Source organism: Burkholderia paludis (assembly GCF_000732615.1).
Lineage (GTDB): Bacteria > Pseudomonadota > Gammaproteobacteria > Burkholderiales > Burkholderiaceae > Burkholderia > Burkholderia paludis.
In genome coordinates this window covers 59057-70868 of sequence record NZ_JPGL01000017.1, presented here as the reverse complement: position 1 = coordinate 70868, position 11812 = coordinate 59057, and the positions used below count along the sequence as shown (strand labels likewise).

The window sequence follows — 11812 nt, the reverse complement described above, 5'->3', positions numbered from 1 at the left end:
GGGCGTTCGCGCCGGGCCGGCGGCCCGTGCGGCTTCGCGTCGCGGCAGCGTCAGCCGTCAGACGTCGGCCGTGCTCGTCACGGCGTCGCACACGCGGTTGCGGCCGCCGGTCTTCGCGCGGTACAGCGCCTCGTCGGCGCGCCGCACCAGCGTCGCGGCGCTCATGCGTCCGTCGGCGTCCGTCGCCCTGCCGATGCTGACGGTGACGCGCCGGTACGGGCTCTTCGCGTGATCGATCGCGAGCCCGGCGATCGCGCGCCGGATCGCTTCGGCGACGATCGCAGCGCCTTTCGCGTCGGTGTCCGGCAGCGTGACGACGAATTCCTCGCCGCCGTAGCGCGCGACGTGATCGCTGTCGCGGCGCAGGCAGCGCGACGCGGATTGCGCGACGCGGCGCAGCACGTCGTCGCCGGCCGGGTGGCCGTAGTCGTCGTTGAACGCCTTGAAGTGATCGACGTCGACGAACAGCACCGACAGCGGGCGGCCGTTGCGCGCCGCGCGCTGCGTCTCCTTCGCGAGCACCGTGTCGAACGTGCCGCGGTTGTCGAGGCCCGTCAGCGCATCGGTATGCGCGAGCCGGTACAGCTTCGATTCGGCGATCTGCCGGTGCTTCAGCTCGCGCGACAGCGCCAGCGAACCCCATGCGATGAACCCGGTAAACAGGCACATCAGCACGACAGTCCAGATCGCCCGGTGGTGCCACGACGCATAGATGTCGATCTCGGCGGGGGCGACGTCGACGATCAGCGGCAGCCCGGCCAGATGCTTGTAAACATAGATGCGCCGGATGCCGTCGATCGAGCCGGTGCCGGTCAGCGCGCCGTCCGGGCTGCGCTTTGACTCGATGAACAGCGGCGCGTCGTGCAGGTCGAGGCCGACCACGCGCGCATCGTACGGCAGGCGCGACACGAGCATGCCGTTGTCCTCGACGATCGCCGCGCTGCCGTGCCGGCCGACCGCGAGGCCGTCGAGCAGCGCGCGGAAGTAGTCGACGCTGAGCGTGCCGACGACGATGCCGCCGAACGAGCCGTCGGGCCGGTTGATCCGGCGGCTCAGCGCGATCGTCAGCGCGCCGCCGCGCAGTCGGGCCGCATACGGCCGGCTGATGTAGAGGCCGTGCACAAGGCCGTCGCGGTGCACGGCGAAGTAGTCGCGATCGGCGAAATTGCCCTGCCGCGCGGGCGACACGCTCGAATCGATCACGATGTTGCCGTGCGCGTCCATCACGAAGATCGACCCGAGATACTCGCCGGTCGCCGCACGGTCGAACAACAGCCGGTGGCGCTGGCGCGGCGGCAGGCTCATCAGTTCGGGATCGGCGATGCCGTCGACGACGTTTTGCAGCGACAGATCGTAGAGCTCGATATTGCGTGCGATATCGCGCTCGATCAGCAGCATCAGGTTGCGCGCGTTTTCGACCGCATGTTCATACGAGTCGCGGCGTGCCTCGATCAGAAGCGACGTGGAGAGCCCCCAGCTGAACATCAGCAGTACGATCCCCGCGACGAGCACGCCGCGGGGCGACAGAATGCGTGCCACGATCGACGCGGTATGGCGGCGCAGCGTGGCGGGCAGCGGGAGTGACGTCATCCTCGGGAGCGGCGGGCGGCGAATGCGCGCATCGTTGACGGGTCTGCGCGCTGATTATTTCGAATTGGGTCGCATTATCTCGCGAATTTCCGAAAATCGCTTGTGCATGCAAAACATGCATGCGAACCGGTGATTCAAAACTGTTACGTATCATTACCGTTAAGTGCACGAACGATTTGATTTGAATCAATTATCGATATCGGTGATTTTGTCGGAATAATGGCGCGATTATCCGGCGATTTTGCGGCCCGGCGCGACTTTCGACCGGACGGGCGCAAGCGCCCGTGCGGCGCGCGGATCGGAAACCCGCGCGATCGCTCCGCCCGCGCGGTTTTTTGCGCCGCCGGGCGGCCACGGTCGCGGTCGCGCCGGGCGCGGCGCGGCCAACGCGTTGATTCTGCGAACGCTGCGCCGCGGCGACGGGCGACGCCAGCCCGAGTTGCCCCCGCGCCGAATCAGGTAGAATCCGCGCTTCGCCGCAGGCGCCCGTCGCGCAACGCGTATCGGGGCCGCATCGAATGCATTGCAGGACGCGCGCCGCGCTCCGATTCCGCATGCGCCGGCTACGGATGCCGGCCCGCTCAACGTTCGTCTCGTTTATGTCCGCACTCCCGAACTCCGACCAACCCGGTTCGTCCGCGAACCCTCCCAAGCTTCATCGCGCGCTGAAGGCGCGCCACCTGACGATGATCGCCATCGGCGGCTCGATCGGCACGGGCCTGTTCGTCGCGTCCGGCGCGTCGATCTCGCAGGCCGGCCCCGGCGGCGCGATGGTCGCTTACATGCTGATCGGCCTGATGGTCTATTTCCTGATGACGAGCCTGGGCGAGATGGCCGCGTTCATGCCCGTGTCGGGCTCGTTCGCGACCTACGGCGCGAAATACGTGGACGAAGGCTTCGGTTTCGCGCTCGGCTGGAACTACTGGTACAACTGGGCCGTGACGATCGCGGTCGAGCTCGTCGCCGCGCAGCTCGTGATGCATTACTGGTTTCCGGACGTGCCGGGCGTGTGGTGGAGCGCGGCGTTCCTCGCCGTGATGTTCCTGCTCAACGCGCTGACCGTGCGCGGCTTCGGCGAAGCCGAATACTGGTTCGCGCTGATCAAGGTCGTCACCGTGGTCGCGTTCATCGGCGTCGGCCTGCTGATGATCTTCGGCATTCTGAAGGGCGCGCCGGCCAACGGCTGGGGCAACCTGACGATCGGCGATGCGCCGTTCGCGGGCGGCCTGCCGGCGTTGATGGGCGTGGCGATGATCGCGGGCTTCTCGTTCCAGGGCACCGAGCTGATCGGCGTCGCGGCCGGCGAATCGGAAAACCCGCGCACGACGATCCCGCGCGCGGTGCGCCAGGTGTTCTGGCGCATCCTGCTGTTCTACGTGTTCGCGATCTTCGTGATCGGCGTGCTGATTCCCTATACCGACCCGAACCTGCTGAAGACGGACGTGACCGACATCGGCGTGAGCCCGTTTACGCTCGTATTCCGCCACGCGGGCCTCGCGTTCGCGGCCGGCGTGATGAACGCGGTGATCCTGACGGCCGTGCTGTCGGCCGGCAACTCGGGCATGTACGCGTCCACGCGGATGCTCTACAACCTCGCGACCGAAGGCCGCGCGCCGAGGATCTTCGCGAAGCTGTCGCGCGGCGGCGTGCCGCGCAACGCGCTGTACGCGACGACGGCCGTGGGCGCGCTGTGCTTCTTCACGTCGCTGTACGGCGACAAGACCGTATACCTGTGGCTGCTGAACACGTCGGGGATGACGGGCTTCATCGCGTGGCTCGGCATCGCGGTCAGCCACTACCGGTTCCGCAAGGGGTACGTGAAGCAGGGCTACCGGCTCGACCAGCTGCCGTACCAGTCGAAGTGGTTCCCGTTCGGCCCGCTGTTCGCGTTCGTGCTGTGCCTCGTGATCGCGCTCGGGCAGGACTATCAGGCGTTCCTCGCGAACCGGATCGACTGGGCGGGCGTCGCCGCGACCTATGTCGGCATCCCGCTGTTCCTCGTCGTGTGGCTCGGCTTCCGGTTCCTGAAGAAGAGCCGTTTCGTGCGCTACGAAGACATGGAGATTGCGCCGTGGATCGCCGCGAGCCGCGGCGCGCAGCGGGAGCCGGTGGCGAACCGCGAGACCGCGGGCTGACGCGGGCGCGCCATGCGCGTATGCGTCGTACGATGAAACGGGAAGCCGCGGGCTTCCCGTTTTTTTTGCCCGGCTTTTGCCTGCACGGGGTCAAAGCCGGTTATATTGCCCGACCCAGCCGGGCCATGGCCCGGCCGGCGCGAGACGGGCGGCGCGGATCGGCATCCGGCGCGCGCGGTGCGCGGCGGCCGGCGGCGTCCGGCGTTTTCATCGTTCCGTGCGGGCCGGTACGGCCCGCGGAGCGCGCAACCCAGAGGAATCCATGAGCGCATCACCCGCCGAGCGGAAGGCCGGACCCGTTTCCATCGTGCGAATCGAAGCCGCGATCAACGCGTGGCGCGAAGTGTATCCGCCGGCGCCGGACGGCGAGGACGGCTACGCGCTCGATGCCGGCAGCAACTGCCTCGCCGAGCTGTACGGCACGATGATCTGCTACCGGCTGCCGGACGTGCCGCTCGACACGCTGAGCGACGCGCAGCGCGACGCGCTCTACGCGACCGAGGTGTGACGGGCGGGCGCGACGCCGCCGCGCGGCGGCGCCGATGAGGCAACGGGAAGCCCGCGGGCTTCCCGTTTTGCTTTGGGCGGCGCGGGGCCGCGCGGCGCGGCCTGCGCCGCCTGCGGTATCGTGACGGCATCATCCGGCCGCGGTTGCGCGCCGGGCCCGCTGTCCGGGAGGGTTTGAGAATGGAGTTGAGACACCTCCGCTACTTCGTCGCGGTTGCCGAGGAGCGGAATTTCACGCGGGCGGCGGAACGGTTGCATATCGCGCAGCCGCCGCTGAGCCGGCAGATCCAGCAGCTCGAGGAAGCGCTCGGCGTGCCGCTGTTCGAGCGCACCGCGCGGCCGCTGAAGCTGACCGACGCGGGGCGTTTCTTCTATTCGCACGCGGTGCAGCTGCTCGCGCAGGCCACCGAGCTCGAATCGATGACGAAGCGGGTCGGCAAGATCGAGCGCAGCATGTCGGTCGGCTTCGTCGGCTCGACGCTGTACGGGATGCTGCCGAAGATCATCCGGCGTTTTCGCGGCGAGTATCCGGCCGTCGAGCTGAGCCTGCACGAGATGTCGACGATGGACCAGATCCGGGCGCTGAAGGAAGGGCGCATCGACGTCGGGTTCGGGCGCATCCGCCACGAGGATCCGAGCGTGCGGCGCGTCGTGCTGCGCGAGGAGCGGATGATCGTCGCGCTGCCGGTCGGCCATGCGCTCGACAGCGCGAAGCCGGTGCTGTCGCTGCACGATCTCGTGAACGACACGCTGATCATCTTTCCGCAGGCGCCGCGCCCGAGCTATGCCGACCAGGTGCTCGCGGCCTTTCACGATCGCGCGCTGCAGCCGCGGCGGATCTACGAGACGCGCGAGCTGCAGATCGCGCTCGGCCTCGTCGCGATGGGCGAGGGCGTGTCGGTCGTGCCGCACAGCGTGTACGGGCTCAAGCGCGACGACATCAGCTACAAGCCGCTCGACGATCCGAACCTCGTGTCGCCGATCATCATGAGCATGCGGATGCTCGACGAATCGGAGGACATTCGCGCGATGCAGGCGCTGATCTACCGGCTGTACGACGAAGCGCAGATGGAGTACCTGCCGCCGCAGCCCGAATGAGCGCGCGGGCGGTGGGGGCTTGCTTGACGCCGCGCGCGGGCGCGGGACACCATGCGGGCTGCGCCGCCGCCCGGGTGCGGCCGTTTTCATGCAGACGACAGACAGATGACCGATATCGTGACCGAGGAGACGACCGTCGAGACGCCGCAAGGGCGCCTCTTTGCGAAACGCTGGCGCGTGCGTCCCGCGCAGGGGGAGGCGGGGGCGCCTGAGCAAGCCGCGCCTGAACCGGCCGCACCGATCGTGCTGCTGCACGATTCGCTCGGCTGTGTCGAATTATGGCGCGACTTTCCCGAACTGCTCGCGCGTGCCGCGCAGCGCGACGTGATCGCGTACGACCGCCTCGGCTTCGGCCGCTCGGATCGTCATCCCGGCGCGCTCGCCGCGACGTTCGTGCGCGACGAGGCCGGTCAGGCGTTCGCGACGCTGCTCGACGCACTCGGCGTCGACGCGTTCGTCGCGTTTGGCCACAGCGTCGGCGGCGGGATGGCGGTGGGCTGCGCCGCCGCGCATCCGGAGCGTTGCCGGGCGCTCGTGACGGTCGCCGCGCAGGCGTTCGCCGAGGATCGCACGCTGGCCGGCATTCGCGACGCGCAGCGGCAGTTCGACGAACCGGGCCAGCTCGACCGGCTCGCGCGCTATCACGGCGACAAGGCCGAATGGGTGCTGCGCGCGTGGGTCGACACGTGGCTGTCGCCGGCGTTTGCCGGCTGGAGCCTCGACGACGACCTGCCGCGCGTGCGATGCGCGACGCTCGCGATTCACGGCGAAGACGACGAATACGGGTCCGACGTGCATCCGAAGCGGATCGCCGCGCGCGTCGCGGGGCCGGCGTCGTACCTGCTGCTCGGCGCGTGCGGGCACATGCCGCACCGCGAGCGCACGGACGACGTACTGGCCGCCGTGGCGGCGTTGCTGCGCGACGCGCTCGCGTGAGCGCCCCTGCAACCGGCGGGCGTGCGCCCGCCGGCCGTCAGAACGCGAGCTGGATCGCGAGGTCGATCGCGAGCAGCGCGATCGAGCAGCCGATGCCGAGGATCACGTTCGGCAGCCGGTGCTCGAAATCGCGATTGTCGCGGCGCATCGCGGCGCCGAGCAGGAAGATCGCCTCGACGACGATCTGCAGCCCGACGAACAGCAGCATCAGCAGGTACTCGTAACCCATCTGCTTGAACGCGGCGAATTGCATCCCGTGATCGCGGATCCACTGGCCGACGCGCAGCAGTTCGTAGACGAACAGCAAGGCGGGAAACAGGTAGCTGATGAAGTAGGTCGGCACGGTGGCGTGCCGCAGTTCGAGGTGGAAGTGCTGATGCGTGGTAGCCATCACAACCCTCCTTGCAACGCATGATTGCGGTCGCGACGGCGGCGCGAGAACGTGCGAACGACGGGGTCGCCCGACGCACCGTGCGCAGCCGTACGACATCAGCATACTGCTGCGCGGGGAATTTGGCATCCGGTGCGTATGTTTGCCGCAAAAACCGGGGGGCGGCGCTTGCCGTGCCGTAACCGGCGAATCCGGCGAATCCAGCGCGTGATCCGGGCGCGCCGCGCCCGGCGCTGCCGCGGGCCATCGCATGGACCGACCGTGGCGAGACGCGGGCGCACGCAATCGGACCCGGCGCGCGTATCGCGCAGGAGGACGGCTTGACGCGGGCCGTCAGCGCGATCGAGCGACAGGAGCGGCCGCGCGCGAGGCGCGCGCCGGCATCAGAAATGCCCGGTGAACCGGTAACGGCTGCCCGGGTGCCAGAGATTGGCGACCGACGCGACCATGCCTTGCGACCACGTGCGCCGATGCAGCAGCAGGCAGGGCTCGCGGTCGTCCATCGTCAGATGGCGGCGCGTCTCGGTATCGGGCAGCGCGGCCTCGATACGGTATTCGACGCGCTGCAGCGGCGCGACGCGCGTCAGGTACTGGTTCGGCGTCGTCGCCGTGAAATCCTGCAGCGCGTATTCGGGCGCGCATGCCGGATTGACCCAGCGTTCCTCGAGCTGCACGGGCGTGTCGTTCTCGAAGTGCAGCACGCGCGAATGAAAGATCGGGCTGCCGTTGTCGATCCGCAGTTCGTCGGCGAGCTTCGCATCGGCGACGGCCGCGCCGACCTGCAGCACCTGCGCGCGATAGCCGTGGCCGCGCGCGGCGACTTCGTCGGAGATGCTGCGGATCGCGACGAGCGTCGATTCGTACTTCGGCGACGCGACATACGTGCCCGAGCCGCGCGTGCGCGTGAGCACCTGCTCGGCGGTCAGCTCGCGCAGCGCGCGGTTGACGGTCATGCGCGCGACGTTGAATTCGCGCGCGAGTTCGTTCTCCGACGGCACCTGGTCGCCTTCCGCCCACTCGCCGGCATGAATGCGCGCGAGGATGAAGTCCTTGATTTCCTGATAGATCGGTGTGGTCATGGGGTCACGGTTCCAGAGTCGGCGGCGGCCCGCCGCCGAATGCCGATCCGGTGCGCGCCCGGCGCCGAGTGTACCGGTTTCGCGGGCGCACGGGCCCGGATTCCCCGCATGATCCCCGTTCGGCCGGCCCGCGTCCATGCGGGGTTGCACAGAGCGGCCGGCCCGTGACGATCCGCGCGCGCTCAGAAGCGATGCCGGATGCCGACCGTCGCGACCACCTGCGTGTTGGTCGACGAAGCGGCGAGCCCCGTGACGTTCGCGAACCCGAGCGTCGCGCCCGACGGCACGCCGAATTGATGCTGGTACACGGCTTCCGTATACACGTCGGTGCGCTTGCTCAGCGCGTAGTCGGCCATCAGCGTCACCTGGTGCCATTTCGGCCGGTGGCTGCCGGTTGCGTCGTCGTAGCGCCCGTTGGTGAACGTGTAGGCGCCCGAGAACGAGACGGCCGGCGTCAGCGTGTAGCGCGCGTTGACCTCGTAGTTGTCGAAACGCAGCGCGTTCAGCGCACCGGGCAGCGACGAGGCGGCCGTTTCGTCGAACATCGAATGCGTCCACAGCGCGCCGACCGTCAGCCGGTCGAACGCATAGCTGCCGCCCGCGCCCATCACGCGCTGGCGTACGGCCGGGAAGTTCGCCCCGTCGTTGGTCGACAGCGCGCCGCCGGCCGTCAGCCCGCCGCGATTGAGCTGCAGGTACGCGGCACCGAGGTTGACCGGCCCGTTCGCGTACGACACGCCCGCGCTGTACGCGCGGTTGGTCGCGAAGCCGCCGGCCGCGTTGCTGAACCCGTACAGGCCGCCGAACTGCCAGCCGGCGAGCGTCGGGCTCGTGTACTTCACCGCGTTGTCGATGTAGAACGAATCGTCGATGTTGTCGTTGTCGAACGGATGCGACGCGAGGTTGTTGCCGTCGCCGTTGTTCGCCATCGCGAGCGGGCCGAGGTAGTCGACCACGGCGTCGTATTGCCGGCCGAGCGTGAGCGCGCCGTAGCGGTCGCTCTGCAGGCCGACGTAGGCGCGGCGGCCGAACATCGTGTTCCGGTAGGACTGCGTGCCGTTGTTCAGGTTGAAGCCGTTTTCGAGGCGGAACAGCGCATGCAGGCCGCCGCCGAGATCCTCGTTGCCGCTCAGGCCGAAGACCGTGTTCGACAGCAGGCCGCTGCCTTGCTGCCACAGGCTCTTGCCCGACTGGTTGTTCGTATAGGCGATACCCGCGTCGAGCATCCCGTAGAGCGTGACGCTGCTTTGCGCATGCGCGGCGGCGCCGAAGAACGCGAGGGAGAGGGTACCGACGACTGCTTTTTTCATTGTGTGTGCTTCCTGGAAAGGCCCGTAGCGACGGGAACGACGATCCGTCGCGCGTCGGCGCGAACGGGCGCGGCTCGCGAGGAACCGCACCCGTTCGCGCCGGCCGCGCGCGTTCGGATCGATGAAAGGGGGATGGCCGCGCGGCGCGTGTCGCGCGCGCCGCGGCGGCGGATGCCGGCTAGTGCTGGAGCAGGCGGATCGTGCCGAACTCGGCGGCCGGCAGCAGGCGGAGGATCGACAGGATCGCCGGCGACGCCTGCGACCGCGCGACCTCGAGCTCGATGCAGGCGCGCCCGGTGCGGCTGTCGATCGCGGCCGTATAGAAATTGAGCGCCGCGCCGACGGCCTGGTGCAGCCGGCGCCGCACGACGGCGAGATTGTCCGATTCCACGTGGATCGACAGCAGCACGAGCTCGTCGGCGCCGTGCCGGCGTCGCGAACGAACGGGCGGCAGATCGCGTGAAGCGGCGGATTCGGTTCTGGTCGGTTTCATGCTGGCATCCCCGGGTCGCATCGTGCTCCGCACCGCGGAGATCTCGTCTTGGAACATGCCGCCATTCTAGGAATTGCGATAACGATACGGTGTATAGACTCGCCGATCGTTTGAAAAGAACGCATAAAAACGCCGTCCGGTCCGGCTTGCGTCTTTACAGCTTTTTTATTCCCCGTAAAGAAATTGAACACCGCTTTGATACGCGGATTTCTACACTGTCGCAGCCCGTTCGCCAGATGTGCACGGGGGGCGTCATCCGGGGCCGTGCCGACGCGGCAAGGCCCCGATGCGCCGACGATCGCGCGGCACTGCCGCGCATACGAATAAAGGGGAAAGCCATGTTGTGGATCACCGGCGCGTTATCGCTCGCGCTCTTCGCCTATCTGTTTCATGCGTTGATCAAGCCCGAGCGGTATTGATCGGCGCGATTCAACGGGAATTCAAAAAAATATCGGTGAGTGTCATGAGCGATCTGCTTTTCATTCTGTTCACGCTCGCGTTCTTTGCCTTGACGGCCGGTTTCATCGCCGGCCTCGACCGGATCTGAGCGGGTGTCGACATGTTCAATAATCTCATTCAATTCGCGATCGTCCTCGCGATCATGCTGGCGCTGGTGCCCGTCGTCGGGAAATGGCTCGCGCACGCCTTCACGAGCCCGCGCCATGCGTGGGTCGAACGCCGCACCTACGCGCTGCTCGGCGTGAATCCCGACGAAGCGATGTCGTGGCAGCGCTACGGCATGGTGCTGCTGCTCAGCAATGCCGGGATGATGCTGCTCGGCTACCTGCTGCTGCGCATCCAGGACGCGCTGCCGTTCGATGCGCTGCAGCGTGCCGCGCAAAGCCCGGATCTCGCGTTCAACACGGCCGCGTCGTTCATCACGAACACCAACTGGCAGGCGTACGCGGGCGAAAGCAGCCTGTCGAACTTCTCGCAGATGGCCGTCATCACGTTCCTGATGGTGGTCAGCGCGGCCACCGGCGTCGCGGCCGCGGGCGGCTTCATCCGCGGGCTGAGCCGCAAGAGCGCGGCCGACATCGGCAACTACTGGGTCGATTTCACGCGCGTGACCTATCGCGTGCTGCTGCCGCTCAGCTTCGCGATGGCGCTCGTGTACGTGTGGCAGGGCATGCCGCAGACGCTCGCGTCCGATGCATGGGCGACCACGCTCGAAGGCGCGCGCCAGCAGATCGTGATGGGGCCGGTCGCGAGTCTCGAATCGATCAAGCATATCGGGACGAACGGCGGCGGGTTCTTCAGCATGAACGCCGCGCATCCGTTCGAAAACCCGACGCCGCTCACCAACACGCTGCACATGCTGTCGATGCTGCTGATTCCGTCCGCGCTGACCTATACGCTCGGCACGATGATCGGCCGGCGCCGCCAGGGCTGGGTGATCCTCGGCGCGTTCGTCGTGATGTTCGTCGGCTTCCTGGCCGTGATCTATTCGGCGGAGCAGCACGGCAACCCGCTCCTGTCCGGCCTCGGCGTCGACCAGCAGATGAGCGCCGTGCAGCCGGGCGGCAACATGGAAGGCAAGGAGATGCGCTTCGGCATCGCGCAGACGAGCCTGTTCGCCACCGTCACGACGGCCGCGACCACCGGGTCGGTCGACGCGATGCACGATTCGCTGACGCCGCTCGGCGGACTCGTGCCGATCGCGCAGATGATGCTGAACAACGTGTTCGGCGGCGACGGCGTCGGGTTGATCAACCTGTTCACGTTCGCGATCCTCGCGGTGTTCCTGGTCGGGATGATGATCGGGCGCACGCCGGAATTCCTCGGCAAGAAGATCGAGGCGCGCGAGATGAAGCTCGTGATGCTCGCGGTGCTCGCCCATCCGTTCAGCATCCTCGGCTTCACCGCGCTGGCGTCGATGCTGCACTCGACGATGGACAGTCTCGCGAACCTCGGTCCGCACGGCTTCAGCGAAGTGCTGTATGCGTACACGTCGGGCACGGCCAACAACGGTTCCGCGTTCGCGGGCCTCAACGCGAACACGCCGTTCTTCAACACGACGATCGGCTTCGCGATGCTGATCGGCCGCTACCTGACGCTGCTGCCGATGCTCGCCGTGGCGGGCAGCCTCGCCGCGAAGAAGCGCGTGCCGGAAAGCGCGGGCACGCTGTCGACGTCGACGGGCCTGTTCGCCGGCCTGCTGATCTTCGTGATCCTGGTCGTCGGCGGCCTCACGTTCCTGCCCGCGCTCGCGCTCGGCCCGGTCGTCGAGCACCTGCTGATGTCGGGCGGCCAACTGTTCTGAGGGAAACATC

The 11812-nt window shown here is 67.7% G+C and carries 12 protein-coding genes; 6 read left to right on the top strand and 6 right to left on the bottom strand.

All coding sequences use genetic code 11. The features are described 5' to 3' along the window. Window positions 1-57 precede the first annotated feature (57 nt). A complete protein-coding gene (locus GQ56_RS0112790; protein WP_031399029.1) occupies window positions 58-1590 on the bottom strand; it encodes a sensor domain-containing diguanylate cyclase in 1533 nt (510 codons plus the stop codon). 599 nt (window positions 1591-2189) lie between these two features. Between GQ56_RS0112790 and GQ56_RS0112785 the strand changes: the two genes are divergently transcribed. From GQ56_RS0112785 to GQ56_RS0112765, 4 genes are all read left to right on the top strand, one after another. Further along, entirely contained in the window at window positions 2190-3725 is a 1536-nt protein-coding gene (locus GQ56_RS0112785) for an amino acid permease (RefSeq protein ID WP_031399028.1), read from the top strand. A gap of 262 nt (window positions 3726-3987) precedes the next feature. Next, window positions 3988-4233, top strand: a complete 246-nt coding sequence (locus GQ56_RS0112780) for a DUF3717 domain-containing protein (protein ID WP_031399027.1) — start codon at window positions 3988-3990, stop codon at window positions 4231-4233. A gap of 179 nt (window positions 4234-4412) precedes the next feature. Further along, a complete protein-coding gene (locus GQ56_RS0112775) occupies window positions 4413-5330 on the top strand; it encodes a LysR family transcriptional regulator (protein ID WP_031399026.1) in 918 nt (305 codons plus the stop codon). Between the two features lie 105 nt (window positions 5331-5435). Further along, a complete protein-coding gene (locus tag GQ56_RS0112765) occupies window positions 5436-6266 on the top strand; it encodes an alpha/beta fold hydrolase (protein ID WP_031399025.1) in 831 nt (276 codons plus the stop codon). 37 nt (window positions 6267-6303) lie between these two features. Here GQ56_RS0112765 and GQ56_RS0112760 read toward each other — a convergent pair whose 3' ends face one another. The 4 genes from GQ56_RS0112760 to GQ56_RS0112745 all read right to left on the bottom strand — a co-directional run bounded on the left by GQ56_RS0112760 (window position 6304) and on the right by GQ56_RS0112745 (window position 9539). Beyond that, complete coding sequence (locus GQ56_RS0112760) at window positions 6304-6657, bottom strand: hypothetical protein (protein ID WP_031399024.1); 354 nt, start codon at window positions 6655-6657, stop codon at window positions 6304-6306. A 383-nt stretch (window positions 6658-7040) separates the two neighbouring features. Further along, window positions 7041-7736 carry a histidine utilization repressor gene (hutC, locus tag GQ56_RS0112755; protein WP_031399023.1) on the bottom strand — a complete coding sequence of 232 codons (696 nt, stop codon included), beginning with the start codon at window positions 7734-7736 and terminating at the stop codon, window positions 7041-7043. A 182-nt stretch (window positions 7737-7918) separates the two neighbouring features. Next, on the bottom strand, window positions 7919-9046 hold the full coding sequence (locus tag GQ56_RS0112750; RefSeq protein WP_031399022.1) for a porin: 1128 nt from the start codon (window positions 9044-9046) through the stop codon (window positions 7919-7921). 178 nt (window positions 9047-9224) lie between these two features. Next, window positions 9225-9539, bottom strand: coding sequence for a hypothetical protein (locus GQ56_RS0112745; RefSeq protein WP_075122933.1), 315 nt, complete (start codon window positions 9537-9539; stop codon window positions 9225-9227). A gap of 89 nt (window positions 9540-9628) precedes the next feature. On the opposite strand from GQ56_RS0112745, the gene kdpF reads away from it, so the two are divergent. Continuing rightward, the gene (gene kdpF / locus GQ56_RS46225; RefSeq protein WP_200877987.1) at window positions 9629-9958 is read left to right on the top strand and encodes a K(+)-transporting ATPase subunit F; all 330 of its coding nucleotides are present in this window, start codon (window positions 9629-9631) and stop codon (window positions 9956-9958) included. Here the strand turns inward: kdpF and GQ56_RS44220 are convergent. Then, window positions 9928-10119 carry a hypothetical protein gene (locus tag GQ56_RS44220; RefSeq protein ID WP_152601743.1) on the bottom strand — a complete coding sequence of 64 codons (192 nt, stop codon included), beginning with the start codon at window positions 10117-10119 and terminating at the stop codon, window positions 9928-9930. The two genes, kdpF and GQ56_RS44220, sit on opposite strands and share 31 nt — an antisense overlap. Between GQ56_RS44220 and kdpA the strand changes: the two genes are divergently transcribed. Beyond that, window positions 10099-11802, top strand: a complete 1704-nt coding sequence (kdpA, locus tag GQ56_RS0112730; RefSeq protein WP_031399020.1) for a potassium-transporting ATPase subunit KdpA — start codon at window positions 10099-10101, stop codon at window positions 11800-11802. The genes GQ56_RS44220 and kdpA overlap by 21 nt on opposite strands. The last annotated feature ends 10 nt before the right edge of the window (window positions 11803-11812 follow it).

Bases quoted from the DNA above. Each gene is read 5' to 3' on its own strand.
- kdpA (WP_031399020.1), top strand. From the start codon at position 10,099: ATGTTCAATAATCTCATTCAATTCGCGATCGTCCTCGCGATCATGCTG.
- GQ56_RS0112745 (WP_075122933.1), bottom strand. From the start codon at position 9,539: ATGAAACCGACCAGAACCGAATCCGCCGCTTCACGCGATCTGCCGCCC.
- GQ56_RS0112760 (WP_031399024.1), bottom strand. From the start codon at position 6,657: ATGGCTACCACGCATCAGCACTTCCACCTCGAACTGCGGCACGCCACC.
- GQ56_RS0112775 (WP_031399026.1), top strand. From the start codon at position 4,413: ATGGAGTTGAGACACCTCCGCTACTTCGTCGCGGTTGCCGAGGAGCGG.
- GQ56_RS0112785 (WP_031399028.1), top strand. From the start codon at position 2,190: ATGTCCGCACTCCCGAACTCCGACCAACCCGGTTCGTCCGCGAACCCT.
- hutC (WP_031399023.1), bottom strand. From the start codon at position 7,736: ATGACCACACCGATCTATCAGGAAATCAAGGACTTCATCCTCGCGCGC.
- GQ56_RS0112780 (WP_031399027.1), top strand. From the start codon at position 3,988: ATGAGCGCATCACCCGCCGAGCGGAAGGCCGGACCCGTTTCCATCGTG.
- GQ56_RS0112765 (WP_031399025.1), top strand. From the start codon at position 5,436: ATGACCGATATCGTGACCGAGGAGACGACCGTCGAGACGCCGCAAGGG.
- GQ56_RS0112750 (WP_031399022.1), bottom strand. From the start codon at position 9,046: ATGAAAAAAGCAGTCGTCGGTACCCTCTCCCTCGCGTTCTTCGGCGCC.
- GQ56_RS0112790 (WP_031399029.1), bottom strand. From the start codon at position 1,590: ATGACGTCACTCCCGCTGCCCGCCACGCTGCGCCGCCATACCGCGTCG.